This window comes from Aeromicrobium sp. EU05-FHT14F07 (genome assembly GCF_058790455.1).
The window spans coordinates 43,168-60,029 of sequence record NZ_JBYTCR010000019.1; the positions used below are offsets into that span (position 1 = coordinate 43,168).

Consider the following 16,862-nt stretch of genomic DNA (forward strand, 5'->3'; position numbering starts at 1 on the left):
GCCGGGACAGGAGTCCACGGCGCCGCGCGCGCAGCGGGTCAGCAGGGACGCGTGAACGTCTGCGCGTCCGTCTTGTCGTAGTTGAACGCGTGCCCGTTGAGGATCACCGGGCGCAGGACCGACCGCCCGTCCACCACCTGGCGCTGCTCGTAGTGCAGGTGCGGTCCGGTGCTCTTGCCGGTGCTGCCGACGCGGCCGATCTGCGTGATCGGCGAGACCTGCTGCCCCACCGAGACGGTGATGCTCTTCTCCTGCAGGTGGGCGTAGAAGCTGCGCCAGCCGTTCCCGTGGTCGATCTCGACGGCGTGGCCGTAGCTCGAGAAGCGCTGCGAGACGCCGATCACCTTGCCGGAGGCGCTCGCCAGCACGGGACGCCCGGCGTCGGACGACCCGGCGATGTTGAAGTCCACCGCCAGACGGTTGGGCGTGTGGTTGCTGTACGTCTTCACCGGCCAGGCCTCGCCGCAGCGGAAGGGCACCTGCAGCGGTGGCCGGGCCTGCGACGCAGCCGCCTCGCTCGCGGTGGGTGCCGCGGTGGCGGCAGCCGCGAGCGAGCCGGCCAGCAGGGTCGCGGGCGCAGCCGCTGCGACCGTCAGGGCGATCGTCCGTCGTCGGTTCATCAGTCCTCCTGGTGTCGTGGCGCGACCCCCGTCGCACCGATGCCGAGAGCCTGTCGACGAGCCCTGCGATCACGCTCCGAGTCGTTCGCAGCGACTTCGCAGCGGCCCCCGGCAGGCTCGGGCACGGCGCCGACCGGCGTCGCCAGGCACCCACGAACCGAGGTCACCTCATGAAGCGCACCCGTCTCGCCGCCGCGGCCCTCACCACAGCGGCCCTCCTCGCCGGACCGGCCGTCGCCGGGTCCGCGCACGCCGACACCGCCGGCACCAGCTCCACGTCGTCCGCCACGGCGATCTCCGCGAACCGCCAGGCCGTGGTGGACCGCGCGATGTGGGCGCTCGGCAAGCCCCTGCCGTACATCGACCGCTACGGCACGAAGCGCAACAGCACGCCGGTCGAGAACCGCAACCTGTTCGAGTACGGCGGCAGCAACACGAACAAGAACCTGTTCAACGACTACAACGGCGACGAGTGGTGCGGGTACTTCGCCGCCTGGGCCTGGACCAACCGCCTCGTTCCGTCGAAGGACGACTTCCCGGCCATTCCGCGGTCCTACCCCGCCTCGCAGAGCTGGGCAGACCAGACCGGCTCGCGCTTCAAGGCCTTCTCGGCGTCGTCGACCGCGCGTCCGCTCCCCGGCGACGTGCTCGTGTGGAGGAACAACAGCGGAACCGGCGGGCACGTCGGCGTGGTCGTCGACGTCAACGGGAACAAGATCTACACCGTCGAGGGCAACGTCGGCGGCGACGAGATCGCCTTCAAGTACTACCCCTGGGACGCCGACGGACCGACGATCAACAACAAGACGTTCCGCGGCTTCACGTCGGTGGAGTGAGGGCGGGGGCCGCGCCAGGAGGCGGGCCCACCGCCTGAGCAGCCGCGGAGGCCTCCCGCTCGAGCCGGAGAGCCTCCGCGGCCTCCTCGGCACGTCCGACGTCCTGCAGCAGCGCGCCGAGGGCACGCCAGGCCGCGGCAGCACTGAGCTGGCGGCCCAGCGCCGTCAGCTCGGCCACCGCGAGCCGCAGCTCCACCTCCGCCTCGGCGTCGCGGCCCTCCAGACGCAACGCTCCCGCCAGCGTGCGACGAGCCCGCGCGGCGACGAACGCGTCACGCGACCGGACCGCCCACTCCCGCGCGCTGCGCGCGAGCTCGACGCCGTCGGCACCCCGGCCGAGCGCGACCGCGACCTCCGCCTGGGCGTCCAGCACGTACCCGCGGTCGTAGTCGTCCCCGTCGTCCTCGAGCAGGCCGACCACCTCGAGGATGAGGGTCTGGGCCTCCCCCAGCACACCGAGGCGACGGTACGACCGCGACAGCTCAAGCGTGGCCTGCCGGTACCCGGCCCGGGCCGCGGTCGGCTCGAGCAGGGCCCGCGCGTGCGCGAAGGCCACCGCGGCGGCCTCGTTCTCGTCGTAGTCGTTGTGCACGGTGCCCCGGCCGTTCGCCACCCAGCCGGCGAGGACCGGGTCGTCCACGCCCTCGAGCGCCTCCGTCGCCGCGTCGAGCGCCGCCACGGCCGCGACCCGACGACCGAGCGCGAGCGCGGCCGACGCCGTCACCACGTGGGCGGCCGCCGCGGCACGCGGGTGGCCGGCGGCGAGCAGACGGCCCGCCGCGGACTCCGCCAGCTGCGCGGCCTGCTCCGACGACGACGCCCGGGCCTGCAGGTGCCAGGCACGGCACAGGTCGAGGTGCGCACGACCCGTCGCCGCGTCGAGGTCGTCGGACGCGGCTGCCTCGAGGACACCGCCCACGAGGTCGAGGCAGGTCACCCACTCCTCCTCGGCCGGCGCGCCGTGGTGCGCGGGCGCCACGAGGACCAGGAGCCGCCAGGCGAGGTCGGGCCGGTGGTGGGTCAACGACGCGGCCAGGACGCGCGCCGTCGCGTTCTCCGTCGCGAAGAACCGCACCGCCGACGTCCGGTCCCAGGTCTCCCGATCCCCGCCCTGTCGAGCCCCACCCTGTCGAACACCAACCTGTCGAGCCCCGTGCGACGGCGTGGTCGAGGCTGCCGAGCGCGCCCGGTCCGGGGGCTCCGGGACGAGTTGCGTCGGGTGGGCCCGGTGCGCCGGACGTCCCCGGTCGAGCAGCAGCTCCGCCACCCGCACCGCCGGCGACGGGTCGTCGTCGTGGGCATCGGTGCCGCGCAGGAAGCCTGCGACGACGTCGTGCAGCCGGAACTGGGTGGTCTGCCCGAGGTGCCGGACGGGCTCGACGAGGTGCAACGCGCTCAGGGCGTCGATCGCGCGGTCCCCCGCGTGGTCGTCGCCGAGCAACGCCCCGAGCACCCAGGCGCTGAACGCGGGCAGCCGCAGCCGCGCGACGCGGTGCGCCGCCTCCTGGACCTCGTCGGGCAGCTGCTCCCACACCTCCGCGAGGCTCGCCGCGATGGAGGCCATGGTCCCGTCGTCCCCGGTGGACAGCCGGTCGGCCAGGCGCCCCAGCGCGACGTCGGGACGCTGCCGCGCGCGACCCGCCGCGAGCCGCAGAGCGAGCGGCGTGGCACCGAGGGCGGCCACCAGCCGGTCGGCGTCCGCCTGGTCGCGCTCGACCCGCTCCCTGCCGAGCTCGCGGACGAGCAGCTCGCGCGCCGCGCCCGTCGAGAGCGAGCCGACCGGCACGCGCACGTCGGCGTCGAGCCACGGCAGCTCACGGCGCGAGACCACGAGGGCCATGCAGCCCGCCGACGCCGGCAGCAGGTCGAGCAGGGTCGACGCCGCGACGTCGGCTCCCACGTCGTCGAGCACGACGAGCACGCGACGCTCGTGCAGCAGGCTGCGGTAGAGGGCGGCCCGTTCAGCGACGTCGGCCGGGACGGCCTCCGGGTGGGTGCCGAGCAGGCGCAGGAAGGTGCCGAGGGCCGCCGCGGCGTCCGGCCCGGTCGGCGTGCGACCGGCGTCGAGGTGCAGCGATCCGTCCGGGAACCGGTCGCGCAGGCGGTGGCCCACCTCGACCGCGAGCGTCGACTTGCCCATCCCGGGCAGACCGGTCAGGTGCACCACCACCGGTCCGTCGTCGACGTGCCGCGCGGCGTCGAGCACGGCCTCGAGCTCGCGCGTGCGGCCGACGAAGCCCGGTGAGCGCCGCGGGAGCGTGCGGGGTGCCGTCGGACGTCGAAGCGCGCTCTCGGCTCCGGGCAGCGCCACGGCGTCGGACGCACGGACCGGGACGACGTCGCCGTCCAGCACCCGCGCGTGGGCGGATCCCAGCAGGTCCGACGGCTCGACCCCGAGCTCGACGTCGAGCCGCTCGAACGCCTCGCGGTAGACGCGCAGCGCCTGCTCACGGCGTCCGACGGACGCGAGCGCGAGCACGTAGTGGGCGAGCAGGCCCTCGTGGAACGGGTGGAGGGCGGTCAGCAGCCCCAGATCGGCCACGACCGTGTCGGCCCGGCCGAGCGCGACGGCCGCAGCCACGTGCTCCTCCCACAGACCGAGCCGCTCGGCCGCGAGGCGCGTCCGTTCGAGCTCGACGGCCGACGTCGAGCGGACGTCGAGCAGGATCTCCTCGGGCACCAGGTCCAGCGCGGCACGGAAGTCGTCGAGACAGCCGACCTCGGAGCGTTGCGCCCGCGCCCGCGCACGGGCGCGGCACGCTCGCAGCCGACCGACGTCGGTGTCGACGCCGTCGTCCAGGAGGTAGCCGTCCGCCGCCGTGCGCACCAGCGGGGCGGCGCACTTGCGTCGCAGCCCCGAGACGAGCGCCTGCACCCGGTTCCTGGCCGACGTCGGCGGGTCGTCGTCGTAGAGCCAGCGGACGAGCGTGTCGCTCGAGGACCCGGCGCCCACGGCGAGCCCCGCGAGCAGGGCGCGTTCGAGGCTCGACAGCGCGACCGGCCGGCCGTCGCACTGCAGCGCGACCCCAGCGAGCACGGTCAGCACGACCCTGTCCCCCGAGGAGTCCACGGCAGGACCCTAGCCGCATGTCGCCCCGTCGCCCCAGTGCGGATCCGCTCCCTGGGACGCCCCGTCGGTACTGGCGGGCGCTCTCCGGTACTGGCGCGGGGTAGGGTCGGGGCATGGTCCGACCGACGAGCGTCGCCGCTCGTGACGACGCGCGCCGCCAGGCGCTGCTCGACGAGCTGATCCCGCTGTTCCACGCCGAGGGCTTCCTCGCGTTCAGCCTGGAGGACCTCGCCCGCCGGCTCGGCTGCTCGAAGACGACGCTCTACGTCGTCGCGCCGAGCAAGGAGCAGATCATCCAGGCCACGGTGCGCGAGTCCTTCCGACGTTCGACCGACGCCGTCGAGCGGCGGGTGGCGGCCGAGCCCGACCGCGGCCGACGGATCAGCGTCTACCTCGACGCCATCGCCGAGGAGCTCGCACCCGCCGGCCCCACCTACTTCGCCGACCTCGACGCCTACGAGCCTGCCCGCGAGGTCTACCGCAACAACGTCCGACTCGCCGCCCAGCGGGTCAAGGAGCTGGTGGAGGCCTCGGGTCGACGTCGGCTCGACCCACGCTTCGTCGGGTCGGTCGCCGGGCTCGTGCTCGAGGCGATCCACCGCGGAGCCGTGGAGGCCGACACCGGCCTCGACGACGCCGCCGCCTTCCACCAGCTGGCCGTGCTCGTCGACCACGCCACCCGCTCCGACTGATCCTTCCTTTCGCCGCGTTCTGTGGAGTTCGCGACGGAATCTCCGCGGAAAACCGTCGTCAACCCCACACAACGCGGGGAAAGGAGGGGGAGGGGAGGGGTCCTAGCGGTCGCGGGAGAGGAACCGCGTGATGAGGGCGGCGCTCTCGGGCTCCGCGACCGATGTGGCGATGGTGCGCGCCTCGCGGTCGAGCTGGTCCGACAGCGACGTCTCGAAGGAGCCCCGCACCAGCCGCCGCGCCCGGCCGAGCGCCCGCGCGGGACCGTCGGCCAGCCGCCGGGCCAGCGCCTGCGCCTCGTCGACCACGGCCTCGTCGTCGACGACCCGCGTGACGATCCCCCACTCCTGCGCCTCCTCCGCGGAGAGCCGACGCGGCGTCAGCGTGAGCTCCAGCGCGCGCTGCAGCCCGACGACGCGCGGCAGCAGCCACGACTGCCCGCCGTCGGGCGTCAGGCCGACCGACGTGTAGGCGGTGACGAACGCCGCCGAGCGCCCCGCCACCACGAGGTCTCCCCCGAGCACGAGCGACAGACCGGCCCCCGCGGCCGCACCCTGCACCCCCACGACGACCGGCTTCTCGAGCCCGTCGAGCAGCCGGACACCGACGTGCAGCGCGTCGGCGAGCTCCTGCAGGAAGGCCGACGAGTCGGCGGCCGCGTCCATGGCGCCGAGGTCACCACCCGCGCAGAACATCCGACCCCGACCCGTGAGCAGCACGACGCGCACGGCGTCGTCGTCGCGCACCTGGGTGAGCACGTCGGCGAACGCCGCCGTGAAGGGCAGGTCGATCGTGTTCGACGCGGCGGGACGGTTCAGCTCGACGTGGGCGACGCCGTCGTCGACCGTGAGCAGGACGGGGGCATCAGTCATGGCGTCAGTGTCCCGGTCAGCCGCGCGTCCCGCTCATCGCGGGGCCATCCGCAACGAGCCGTCCATGCGGATCGTCTCGCCGTTGAGGTAGTCGTGCTCGACGATCATCCGGACGAGCTGGGCGTACTCGTCGGGACGGCCGAGGCGCTGCGGGAACGGCACGCCCTTCGCGAGGGCGGCGCGGATCTCCTCGCCGACCGTGGCGAGCATCGGCGTGTCGATGATGCCCGGCGCGATCGTGTTGACACGGATCCCGTACTGCGCGAGGTCGCGGGCTGTGGGCAGGGTCATGCCGACGACGCCGCCCTTGCTCGCCGAGTACGCGGCCTGCCCGATCTGGCCGTCGAACGCGGCGATCGACGCGGTGTTGACGACGACACCGCGCTGGCCGTGCTCGAGCGGCTCCGTGGCGGCCATCGCCTCGGCGGCGACCGCGAGCACGGTGAAGGTGCCCACGAGGTTGACGTTGACGATGCGCGCGAAGAGCCCGAGGTCGTGGATCCCCTGGCCGCCCTTGCCGAGCACGCGACCGGCCGTGCCGATGCCGGCGCAGCTGACCGCGACGCGCAGCGGTGCCTGCTCGGACGCGGCGGCGACGGCGTTGCGCACCTGCGCCTCGTCGGTCACGTCGGCCTCGACGTACGTGACGCCGGCGACGTCGGGCGCCTGCTCGATGGACTGCGCCAGGTCGACCGCCACGACGGCCGCACCGGCGGCGGCCAGCTCGGCGGCCGTGGCGGCGCCGAGGCCCGAGGCGCCGCCGGTGACGACGGCGGAGGTTCCGGTGAGCTGCATGTCTCTCTCCTACTTCAGGTGGCGGCTGATGACGAGCCGCTGGATCTGGTTGGTGCCCTCGAAGATCTGCATGACCTTGGTCTCGCGCATGAAGCGCTCGACGGGGAAGTCCTTGGTGTAGCCGGCACCGCCGAGCACCTGGACGGCGTCGGTGGTCACCTGCATGGCGTTGTCGGTGGCGACGAGCTTGGCGACCGACGCGGCCCGTCCGTACGGACGTCCGGCGTCCTTGAGCCGGGCGGCGTGCAGGTAGGTGGCCCGCGCGGAGTCGACGGCCGCGGCCATGTCGGCCAGCACGAAGCCGAGCCCCTGGTGGTCGATGATCGCCCGGCCGAACGCCTCGCGCTCCTTGGCGTACGCGACGGCGGCGTCGAGGGCGCCCTGGGCCACGCCCACGGCGACCGCGGCGATGCCGAGCCGCCCGGCGTCGAGGCCCGCGAGGGCGATGGGCAGGCCCTGGCCCTCGGCCCCGAGGCGTCGCTCGGCGGGCACGCAGACGCCGTCGAACAGCATGGTGGCCGTGGTGGACGACATGAGGCCCATCTTCTGCTCGGGCACGTCGGCGGTGAGCCCGTCAGCGTCGGCGGGCACGAGGAAGCAGGAGATGCCCCGGCCTCCGTCGTCGCTGGTGCGGGCCATGACCTTGTAGAAGTCGGCCTGGCCGCCGTGGGTGGTCCAGGCCTTCGCGCCGCTGATGACGTAGTCGTCTCCCTGGCGCACCGCCTTCGTGCGCATGGCGGCCGGGTCGGAGCCGGCATGGGCCTCGGACAGGCAGTAGGCGCCCAGCAGCTCGCCACCGAGCATGTCGGGCAGCCAGCGCCGCTTCTGCTCGTCCGTGCCGGCCTCGAACAGGCCGAAGCAGGAGAGCGCGTGCACGCTCACCCCGACGCCGACGGCCGCCCAGGCCGACGCGATCTCCTCGACGACCTGCAGGTAGACCTCGTACGGCTGCCCCCCGCCCCCGAGCTCCTCGGGGTACGGCAGGCCGAGCAGACCGGCGCGACCCAGCAGCGCGAAGACGTCGCGCGGGAAGGTCGCGGTGCGCTCGGCCTCGTCGACCCGCGGGCGCAGCTTGTCGTCGACGAGCTCGCGCGTGAGGGCGATGAGGTCGGCCGACTCGGAGGTCGGCATCAGACGATCGGCGGGCATGGCGACCTTTCCGGCGACGGGGACGACACCGCGAGCGTACCAGGACGGATACTGTCGCTCTCTTCCTGGTACTGGTTCCGTCGACTTGCCCGGCGGACCGCCGGAATCTTGACAGGATGGAGGCCATGGAGCCGCTCTCCCCCGTCACGGGGACCGACACCTTCAGCGCCGTCGCGAACCGTGTCGTGGACTACCTGAGGCGCAGCACGCCGATCAGCGACTGGTCGGTGAACCGGCGCATCGAGGCCGAGCAGGTCTTCCTGCACACGACGAGCGGCACCCTCGTGGCGGTCGGCGACCGCCGGCCGTGGGACCAGTCCTACTGCCACCGGGCCTTCGACCTCGGAGCCGACGCGATCGTCGACGACGTCACCACGCACCCGCAGTACAGCGACCTGCGCATCGGGGCCACGCGCAGCTACGCCGGCGTGCCCATCCGGGACCGCCAGGGCGAGATGTTCGGCATGCTCTGCGGCCTGGGCGTCGACCCGCTCGAGGGCGCCGAGGTCGACGCCGAGCTGCTCGCCGTCCTCGGCGACCTGCTCGGGGCCCACCTGTCGCTCGCCCGCCGGGCCGAGAGCGGCGACCGGGAGCGACGCACGGCGGAGGCCCTGGCGCAGACCGACGCGCTCACCGGCCTCGTCAACCGACGCGGCTGGGACTCCGTGCTCGCCGACGCCGCGGTCCGCGCCAGCGCCTACGGCGACCTCGCGGCGGTGGTGCTGTGCGACCTCGACGGGCTGAAGGAGGTCAACGACCGGGAGGGGCACGCCGCGGGCGACACCCTCCTGCAGCGCGCCGCGCTCGCGCTGACCAGGGCCCGCGGCGAGCACGACACCATCGCGCGGTACGGCGGCGACGAGTTCGTCGTCCTGGTGGAGGACGTGTCGCCGCGGCTGCTCAACCGGACGCTGCGGCGCTACCGCGACGCGCTCGAGCGCGAGGGTGTGGAGGCCTCCTTCGGGTGGTCGCTCGTGTTCCCCGGCGACGAGCCGGTCGACGCGGCGTTCCAGCGCGCCGACCAGTCGATGTACGAGGACAAGCGGGCCCGCCGCACGGCGCGTCGAGGGCCCGACTCCGCCGCCGGGTAGCCTGCGCCGATGGACGAGCGGCACAGCGGCGAGGGGTGGCGAACGACCCCGTACCTGGTCGCGTTCGTCGCCGTGCTGGCCGTGCACCTGGTGCTCCTGGCCGCCGACCTGGCCCCGTGGGACAGCGTCACGAAGTGCCTGCTGGCGCCCGTCCTCGTGGCGTGGGTCCTCGCCGAGCGGGGCCCGAGGCTGCTCGTGGCAGCGCTCGTCCTGTGCCTGGGCGGCGACCTCCTGCTCGAGGTCGACGGCCTGTTCGTCGCCGGCATGGCGTCGTTCGCCGCCGCCCACGTCTGCTTCGTCGCGCTCTTCGTCCGCGCGGGCGCGGTCCGCGACCGCCGTCCCCGTGCCCTGCTGGTGTCCGCGTACGTCCTGGCGGGGGTCGTGCTCGTCGCGTGGGCGTGGGGCAGCCTCGCCGCCGACCTGCGGCCGGTCGTGCCCGTCTACGCCGTGCTGCTGCTCGCGACCGCCGTCACGTCCTCGTGCGTCGACCGGCTGGCGGGTGCCGGCGGGGCCCTGTTCCTCGTCTCCGACGGCCTGATCGCCCTCGGCGAGGCGGGCCGCGTGGACCCGGGGACGGCCCCGGTGTCGGTGGCCGTCATGGTCCTCTACGGCGCGGCGATAGCGCTGCTCACGGCGGGTGCGCTCCGGGTGTCGAGCGGCCCGCTCGCGAGCAGCCCCGTCCTTCGACGGCCCAGCGGCGAACCCTCGACGTGAGACCCGACCCGACCCCCGCCGCGCGAGCGTCCCGCAGCGACCGGACCTACCGCTGGGTGAACCGCGCCGGGGCGCTGCTGCTGCGCGGCTGGGGCGTGCGCCTGCGCGCCCGCGGCCTCGAGCACCTCCCGCGCGACGGCGCCGCGGTGCTGGCCGCCAACCACACCGGCTACCTCGACTTCGTGCTGCTGGAGTGGGCGGCGCGCCGGCGGGGACGACTGGTGCGCTTCATGAGCAAGGCCTCGGTCTTCGACGCTCCCGTCGTGGGCTGGCTGATGCGGGCGATGGGCCACGTGCGGGTGGAGCGCTGGACGGGCGCGAGCGCGTACCGCCACGCCCGGCGCCTGGTGACGTCGGGCGAGGTCGTGGGGGTCTTCCCCGAGGCCACGATCTCGCGCTCGTTCCGCGTCAAGCGGCTGAAGCCGGGGGCAGCGGCCCTCGCCCTCCACGCCACCCGGACGACGGGGTCCGTCGTGCCGCTCGTGCCCTGCGTCGTGTGGGGCGGGCACCGGCTGCTCACGGTCGACGGACGGCGGACCCTGCGCCGCGGGGTGGCGGTCGACGTCGTGCTCGGTGAGCCGCTGCTGCCCCGTGAGGACGAGTCGGTGGCGGAGCTGACCGCACGGCTGCGCGAGGCCCTGGAGCGGCTGCTCGACGATGCCGTCGAGCACTACCCGCAGCGCCCACGGTCCGACGCCGACCGCTGGTGGGTCCACGCCGACCGGGGCGGCACCGCGCCCGACGTGGCCACCGGAGCCGCGCTCGACCGCGCGGCCCTGGAGCGGGCGGGGGCACCCTCGGACTGAGCCGCCCATCCCGTCCGCGTGTCCTGGGGACGAGGAGGCGCGCAGTCCCCCGTCGTGCGCCACGATGTGCTCATGGCCTTCTCCGAGACCACTGCCGTCGCGGTCGGTGACCTCACGTTCGACGTCCGGCTCGCCGGGCCGGAGGACGGGACTCCCGTCGTGCTCCTGCACGGGTTCCCGACCACCTCGCTCTCGTGGTCGTCCGTGGTGCCCGCGCTCGCCGACGCCGGCCTGCGCGTCGTCGCCCCCGACCAGCGGGGCTACTCCCCGGGCGCCCGGCCGACGGACGTCGCCGCCTACGCCACCGACCGGCTGGCGCAGGACGTCGTGAGCCTCGCCAACGCGCTGGGGCTGGGCCGCTTCCACCTGGTCGGGCACGACTGGGGCGCCGCCGTCGCCTGGTACGTCGCCGCCCACCACGGCCACCGGCTGGAGACGCTCACCACCTTCTCGGTGCCGCACCTGGCCGCCTACAACGCGGCACTGGCCCACGACGCCGACGCACGCGAGCGCGGCTCCTACATCGGTCTGTTCCGCCAGGAGGGGACGGCCGAGGACCTGCTGCTCGCGGACGACGCCCGACGACTCCGCGCCATGTACCAGGACGTCGTGCCGCGCGACCTGGTCGACGCGTACGTCGCGCACCTGCAGCAGCCGGGGGCCCTCACCGCGGCGCTCGCCTGGTACCGGGCGATGACGCCGGACCTGGCAGGCCTGCCGTCGGTCGACGTGCCGACCACCTTCGTCTGGAGCGACGACGACCTCGCCATCGGTCGGGCCGGTGCCGACGCCTGCGGCGCGCACGTCAGCGCCGACTACCGGTACGAGGTGCTCCAGGGCGTGACCCACTGGATCCCGGAGCAGGCGCCCGACGCGACCGCGACGGCGATCCTGGCCCGCGTGCGGGGTGAGACGCCTGGCCGGCGGCCGGGCACGTCCGCCCCTCCGTCCGCCTAGCCGACCAGCGGCCATCCGGCGGGGTCGTCGAGGTCGCGACCGACCCGCCGGGCGTAGGCGTTCCAGTCCTCCGCGCGCTCGGCATACCAGCCGCGCTGGGCGTGCATGAGCTGCTCGAGGTCGAGCGTGCCCACGTCGGCGTGACGGGCGGCCAGCTCGACCGCCACCTGCCGTGCGGCGACGGCGTCGCACGTGGCGTCGTGCGCCCCGTCGAGCGAGACGCCGTAGTAGGCGGCGACGTCGCCGAGGCGACGACGACCCAGCGCACCGCGCTCGATCCCCCAGTCGACGACGTAGGGGTCGACGACGAGAAGCCGCTCCCAGTCCGGTTCCGCGAGCCCGTGCCGACGCGCCTCGGCCCGCAGCATCGACAGGTCGTAGCAGGCGTTGAAGACCACGAGCCCGACCCGACGCTCGACGACCGTGGCGAGCCAGTCGAGCACGACGGGCAGCGCCTCGGCCGAGGTCGGGGCGTCCTGCAGCATGGCGTCGGTGATGCCGTGGACGGCGGCTGCCGCCTCAGGCACGGGGACGCCGGGGCGGACGAGGCCGGTGATCTCGAAGCCCGGCTCGTCGAGCAGCGCGAAGCTCACCACGCGGTCGTGCAGCGCGTCGGTGCCGGTGGTCTCGAGGTCGAGCGAGGCGAGCGGCAGCCGGTGCCACCCGTCGTGCCCGCCTCGCGCCGGCGGACGGGGCGCGCAGGCGACGCACCACGTGCGCCAGGCGCCCGGCGTGCCGGTGAGCCGGCCGGCACCCGCGAGCACGTGGAGGGTGCAGGCGGTGCAGAAGCCCTCGAACCGGTTGGTGCGCACGCCCCGACGCTAGGTGGCGGGACGGACAACTCCGGGGAGGCTCACCGGCCGTCGGGCTCCAACGCGTCGACCACGAACGCCCGGGCCGACGTCGCCCGAGGGGCCTGGCAGGTGAGGACGGCGGCCTCCCGCTGCACGGCGCGCACGTCGGCGACGACCCGGGCCGGGAGGGGGCCGTCGCACGCCAGCCGCACCCGCCAGCGGTCGTCGGCGAGAGCGTCGACCGCGACGCACCGCACGTCGCGCGGGCCGGCGGGGCCCCATCGCTCGTGCACGGCGACCGCGGCGGCCTGTGCGACGGGTGGCATGGCACTGCTCCCGCGCAGCGCCCGGGGGGTCACGCGCCCCGCGAGGTGCTCGGCGACGACGTCCAGGGACGTGTCGTCGTCGAGCCCGCCGTAGTAGGTGGTGTCGGGCACGACCACGACGTTCGCCGCGAACCGGTCGCCGCCGACGTGGCTGCACTCCCACACCGCGTCGCCGAACCGCTCGGCGAGCGCGGCCGCCACGGGTCGGCCGCGCACGGCGCAGCAGGTGTCGTGCCGTCCGTGCGCGCACACCAGCACGGCCGACTCGTCGGTCCAGCCGTCGTGGTCGGCGGGCTCGCGCAGCACGGGGCACGAGTCGAGCAGGTCGGCCGGCTCGGTCCAGGTGCCCCAGCGCAGCCGCCCGGCCGGGACGTCGACGACGGCCCACGCCCGCGGACCGGTGGTGTCGGTCCGGCGCCCGGGCCGACGGATCAGGACCGTCCGGCCTCCCGCCTCCCGGGTGGCCTCGACGAGCCGGGCCACGACGTCAGGGTCGAGCCCCTCCGACTCGAGGGCGTGGAAGGGCCACGGGCCCTGGTGCTCGACGAGCAGCAGCCGCCGGACGTGCAGCGCCGTGCCCGGGAGGGGGTCGGCGCGCACGCGGGCACGCGCCGCGCAGAGGTCGTCGAGGTCGGCCACGGGCGGCTCAGGCCGCCACGAGCACGCCCGCGGCGACGAGCCGGCGCGCGGCCTCGTGCCCGAGGCGGGCGACGGTCAGCACCTGGCCGTCGAGCAGCCCGCGGACCACGTCGGCCTCGAGGTCGGCGACGTCGACGTCGACGCCTCGGCCGCGCAGGCGTCCGTCCGCCACGCGGGCGGCGAGGCTGCCGCGCAGGACGAGGGCCGTGTCGTCCGTGAGGTCCTGGCCCAGGCGCAGCTGCGCCAGCGGCCCGATCGGAGCGGCCCGGCCGGAGGTGCCGTCGCGCCCCCCGAGCGCGGCGGCGAGGGTGTCCGTGGGCACGGCGCGGACAGCGGCCAGCAGCCGGTCGCGCACCAGCTCGGCGTGGGCGTGGAGGTCGTCGGGGTCGGCGACGTCGACGCCCAGCGGCAGCGACGTGCGCACGTCGGGGTCGTCGGCGACGGCGGACAGCGCCGCGGCGACGACCTCCTCGGCGAGGTGGTGGCGGTTCCAGGTGTGGACGCCGAAGGTGAGGTGCGTGCTGACGTCGCCGAGCGCCGTGGCGGCGTGCAGCGTGCCGCGCGGCAGGTAGAGGACGTCGCCGGGCTCGAGCACCTCGTCGATGAGGCACTCCCGCTCCGCCTCGGCGCGCACGGCCTCGCGGCGGTCGGTCCAGGGCTGGTCGCGCAGGGGCGCCTCGTGCACGGGGGCGTGGATGCGCCAGCGCTTGGCGCCGGAGATCTGCAGGACGAAGACGTCGTGCACGTCGTAGTGGTCGTCGAAGCCGCGCGACTGCGGCGGCGTCACGTAGGCGTTGACCTGGACGGGGTGGCCGAGGTCGGCGACGAGCTGCTGGGCGAACGCCACGACCGGGGGCCAGGTGCGGTGCAGGGCCTGCAGCACGAGGGTCGCACCGTCGGCGAACAGCGCCGTGAGCCGGGTGTCGTCGACCTGGTCGGCGATGCCGGCGCCGACGCCGCCGCCCGAGGTGAAGGAGCGGGTGGGCAGCGTGCTGCCGTCCTTCGCGACCCGCAGGAAGGGGGTGCGCAGGCCGTGGGTGGAGACGAGGTCGTCGACCGCGGTCTCGCCGAAGAGGTCGTCGAACGCGCCGGGCAGGTCGGCCGCGCGGGTGAGCAGCGGCGCCCGACCCCACGTGTCGGCGGCGAAGCCGACGGGGTCGACGACCAGCCGACGCAGGGCCGGACGACCGAGGGCGACGTCAGGTGACGTCGTCCCGGCCGACCCGCCCTGCTCGGTGGTGGTCACGACTCAGTGCGCCGAGCCGTCGGCGCCACCGTCGGCGCCGCCGTCCTGCACGCCCGGGGTGCCCTCGGCGCCACCGTCGGCCGGGCCCTCGGCGCCACCGTCGGCGCCGCCGTCCTGCACGCCCGGGGTGCCCTCGGCGCCACCGTCAGCGGGGCCCTCGGCGCCACCGTCGGCGCCACCGTCCTGCACGCCCGGGGTGCCCTCGGCGCCACCGTCAGCGGGTCCTTCAGGGTTCTGCTCGCTCATGAGGTTCCTCCTCGAGTCGGGTACGCGGCGGGTGCCGCGAGACCCAGCCTGGCACCGTGCGCGGACGTCGCAACTCGGCGTCAGGCACCCGTTTGAGGACGCTCGTCGCGCTCGTGCAGCTGACCCTTGAGGTCGCGCACCTGGCGCCTCCGACGGTGGGCGAGCGCACCCGTGACGGTGAGGATGACGACGAGGGCGACCGCCCCCGCCACCCCGATCGCCGTGGCCACGCGGAAGCCCGGGGCGTCGACGTCGAGGATCCGCTCACCTGCGTGGGCCGCCTTGCCCGCGCCGACGACGATCGACAGCGTGAACCAGTTCGGGGCGGCCAGCACGACGGCCACGAGGAGCAGGATCCCGCGCCAGGTCCAGCTGAAGAACCTCCGGCGCAGCTGCACCACGACGAGCAGCGGCACGACGGTGAACACGAACCCGTAGAACAGGCCCCACAGGACGCCGCTCGTGATGTCGCCGTTCACCTGGTCGGCGACGCGCTGGGCCCACCACCGCGGGAAGAACGCCCCCGCGACGAGGGCGAGCAGGTAGATCACGGCCACGCCGACCAGCACCGCCGCGAGCCGCTTGACCCACCGGTTCGGGTCGACCTCGGAGGGCACGTAGCGTCGTTCGTCCTTGCCGTGGCTGCGGTCGACGTCGTGGTCGTCGCGGGCCGGTCGCTGCACCTGGTCGTCGCTCATGGACCCATCGTCGCGCGCGCGGCGGCCGTGCACCAGTCCAACCGTGACGACGTCGTCGCAGGTCAGGAGGCTGCTGCCAGCGCCGCCCAGTCGGCCTTCGCCCAGCGACCCGTGACCGGGCGACCCAGCGCCTGCTGCCGCGCCTTGACGGCGGCCACCGTCCGCGGCCCGAGGTAGCCGTTGCGATCGGCGCGCGGCACCGCGAGCGCGACCTGCAGCACCAGCACGGACTTGCCCGTGGCCCACGACCCGAGGGTCGTCGGGTAGTTCTTCGCGCCGTAGCGGGCGGCCTCCGCGGACGTCATCGAGCCGGCGGCGTCCCAGGTCGTGCTGGCCGGGACGAGCGAGGACCAGGTCGGCTGGTCGAGGGTCGCCGTGGGCGGCAGGTCGTGCGCCTTCTGGTAGCGCGACAGCGCGGACCGCGTGGTCGCGTCGAGCGTGCCGGTGACCTTGACGCCCAGCGCGGTCTGCGCGGAGCGCACGGTCGACGCCCGCGAGCCGAGCTCCTCGATGCTGCGCGACGTCTTGCGCACGAGCGCGGTGAGCGCGGGGCAGGGCGTGGTGCGCGCCTGGCCGTTCACGACACCGGGCTGGCCGCTGTACCGCGCGCAGGGGCCGTAGTCGACCGGGTGGAGCTTGCCGGTCCAGAAGCTGGTGGTGCCCCGGGCGCCGTTCCAGCTGAACGAGACGTGCACGTGGTCGCGGTGGCCGGAGCTCGGCCGCCAGCCCTCCTTGGCCCGGTAGACCGCCCAGATCTTCTCGTTGTAGATGACGTACATGACGCCCAGCCGTCGGGCGTTCGTGCCGCCGTCCTTCGTGAGCCAGGCCAGGAAGTCCGCGGCCGCGGCCCGCTCCGCCGGTTTCGTGACGTCGACCATCCAGTCCCACGCGCGACCGTCGGCGTGCTCGGAGACACCCTCGGTGCAGCTGCGGGCCGTGTTGCCGGCCCCGCCGACGCCGTAGGTCCGCATGACCAGGTCACGCGTCAGCGCGACGCCGCGCGGCGTCCCCGGCTGGCAGGCCACCTGCGGCACGTACGCCGAGGCGGGGTCGACCTCCTTCGGCAGCGTCACGGGCGCCTTGAGCCCCTTCGGCTTCGACGGGAACGCCACCGGTGTCGACGACGCCGCCGTCGACGTGGTGCCGCTGATGACGGTGAGCGTGGTCGCGCACAGCAGTGCGGCGACACACGCGAGCCCGAGCCTGCGCATGATGATCTCCCTCGACCCGTCGGGCTTCCCCACCCGGCGGAACCCCCATCCTGCGTCCCACACGTCACTCCTGCCACGGGAACGCGTGAACTACAGGCCTGT

General features: G+C 74.7%; 17 protein-coding genes. 6 read left to right on the forward strand and 11 right to left on the reverse strand.

The genetic code is table 11. From position 1 onward, the window contains the following. Window positions 1-38 precede the first annotated feature (38 nt). Window positions 39-620: a M23 family metallopeptidase gene (locus tag AC3WRM_RS15490; RefSeq protein WP_492249405.1), complete on the reverse strand. Its 582-nt coding sequence runs from the start codon at window positions 618-620 to the stop codon at window positions 39-41. 170 nt (window positions 621-790) lie between these two features. On the opposite strand from AC3WRM_RS15490, the gene AC3WRM_RS15495 reads away from it, so the two are divergent. Beyond that, entirely contained in the window at window positions 791-1,456 is a 666-nt protein-coding gene (locus tag AC3WRM_RS15495) for a CHAP domain-containing protein (protein WP_492249404.1), read from the forward strand. On the opposite strand, the gene AC3WRM_RS15500 is transcribed toward AC3WRM_RS15495, so the two are convergent. Beyond that, the gene (locus AC3WRM_RS15500; RefSeq protein ID WP_492249403.1) at window positions 1,440-4,526 is read right to left on the reverse strand and encodes an AfsR/SARP family transcriptional regulator; all 3,087 of its coding nucleotides are present in this window, start codon (window positions 4,524-4,526) and stop codon (window positions 1,440-1,442) included. The genes AC3WRM_RS15495 and AC3WRM_RS15500 overlap by 17 nt on opposite strands. A 113-nt stretch (window positions 4,527-4,639) precedes the next feature. On the opposite strand from AC3WRM_RS15500, the gene AC3WRM_RS15505 reads away from it, so the two are divergent. Beyond that, window positions 4,640-5,218 (forward strand): TetR/AcrR family transcriptional regulator, encoded by a 579-nt coding sequence (locus tag AC3WRM_RS15505; RefSeq protein ID WP_492249402.1) that lies wholly within the window; start codon window positions 4,640-4,642, stop codon window positions 5,216-5,218. A 102-nt stretch (window positions 5,219-5,320) separates the two neighbouring features. Here AC3WRM_RS15505 and AC3WRM_RS15510 read toward each other — a convergent pair whose 3' ends face one another. From AC3WRM_RS15510 to AC3WRM_RS15520, 3 genes are read right to left on the reverse strand one after another with little or no spacing between them, the layout of a single operon-like run. Then, window positions 5,321-6,088 carry an enoyl-CoA hydratase/isomerase family protein gene (locus tag AC3WRM_RS15510; RefSeq protein WP_492249401.1) on the reverse strand — a complete coding sequence of 256 codons (768 nt, stop codon included), beginning with the start codon at window positions 6,086-6,088 and terminating at the stop codon, window positions 5,321-5,323. Window positions 6,089-6,121: 33 nt separating this feature from the next. Continuing rightward, entirely contained in the window at window positions 6,122-6,883 is a 762-nt protein-coding gene (locus AC3WRM_RS15515; RefSeq protein ID WP_492249400.1) for an SDR family NAD(P)-dependent oxidoreductase, read from the reverse strand. Between the two features lie 9 nt (window positions 6,884-6,892). Then, window positions 6,893-8,032: an acyl-CoA dehydrogenase family protein gene (locus AC3WRM_RS15520; RefSeq protein ID WP_492249399.1), complete on the reverse strand. Its 1,140-nt coding sequence runs from the start codon at window positions 8,030-8,032 to the stop codon at window positions 6,893-6,895. A 125-nt stretch (window positions 8,033-8,157) separates the two neighbouring features. Between AC3WRM_RS15520 and AC3WRM_RS15525 the strand changes: the two genes are divergently transcribed. From AC3WRM_RS15525 to AC3WRM_RS15540, 4 genes are all read left to right on the forward strand, one after another. Continuing rightward, the gene (locus AC3WRM_RS15525; RefSeq protein WP_492249398.1) at window positions 8,158-9,123 is read left to right on the forward strand and encodes a GGDEF domain-containing protein; all 966 of its coding nucleotides are present in this window, start codon (window positions 8,158-8,160) and stop codon (window positions 9,121-9,123) included. Window positions 9,124-9,132: 9 nt separating this feature from the next. Continuing rightward, complete coding sequence (locus AC3WRM_RS15530; protein WP_492249397.1) at window positions 9,133-9,837, forward strand: lysoplasmalogenase family protein; 705 nt, start codon at window positions 9,133-9,135, stop codon at window positions 9,835-9,837. Continuing rightward, entirely contained in the window at window positions 9,834-10,643 is an 810-nt protein-coding gene (locus tag AC3WRM_RS15535) for a lysophospholipid acyltransferase family protein (RefSeq protein ID WP_492249396.1), read from the forward strand. The genes AC3WRM_RS15530 and AC3WRM_RS15535 overlap by 4 nt, the downstream gene beginning before the upstream one ends. Before the next feature lie 72 nt (window positions 10,644-10,715). After that, window positions 10,716-11,600, forward strand: coding sequence for an alpha/beta fold hydrolase (locus AC3WRM_RS15540; protein WP_492249395.1), 885 nt, complete (start codon window positions 10,716-10,718; stop codon window positions 11,598-11,600). Here AC3WRM_RS15540 and AC3WRM_RS15545 read toward each other — a convergent pair. The 6 genes from AC3WRM_RS15545 to AC3WRM_RS15570 all read right to left on the reverse strand — a co-directional run bounded on the left by AC3WRM_RS15545 (window position 11,597) and on the right by AC3WRM_RS15570 (window position 16,823). Further along, a complete protein-coding gene (locus AC3WRM_RS15545) occupies window positions 11,597-12,412 on the reverse strand; it encodes an exonuclease domain-containing protein (protein ID WP_492249394.1) in 816 nt (271 codons plus the stop codon). The genes AC3WRM_RS15540 and AC3WRM_RS15545 overlap by 4 nt on opposite strands. 41 nt (window positions 12,413-12,453) lie before the next feature. Beyond that, entirely contained in the window at window positions 12,454-13,359 is a 906-nt protein-coding gene (locus AC3WRM_RS15550) for a sucrase ferredoxin (protein WP_492249393.1), read from the reverse strand. A gap of 7 nt (window positions 13,360-13,366) precedes the next feature. After that, entirely contained in the window at window positions 13,367-14,605 is a 1,239-nt protein-coding gene (locus tag AC3WRM_RS15555) for a cupin domain-containing protein (protein WP_492249392.1), read from the reverse strand. 3 nt (window positions 14,606-14,608) lie between these two features. Continuing rightward, a complete protein-coding gene (locus tag AC3WRM_RS15560) occupies window positions 14,609-14,851 on the reverse strand; it encodes a hypothetical protein (RefSeq protein WP_492249391.1) in 243 nt (80 codons plus the stop codon). A gap of 80 nt (window positions 14,852-14,931) precedes the next feature. Continuing rightward, window positions 14,932-15,549 (reverse strand): hypothetical protein, encoded by a 618-nt coding sequence (locus tag AC3WRM_RS15565; RefSeq protein WP_492249390.1) that lies wholly within the window; start codon window positions 15,547-15,549, stop codon window positions 14,932-14,934. A 62-nt stretch (window positions 15,550-15,611) separates the two neighbouring features. Then, entirely contained in the window at window positions 15,612-16,823 is a 1,212-nt protein-coding gene (locus AC3WRM_RS15570) for a peptidoglycan-binding domain-containing protein (protein WP_492249389.1), read from the reverse strand. Window positions 16,824-16,862 lie beyond the last annotated feature (39 nt).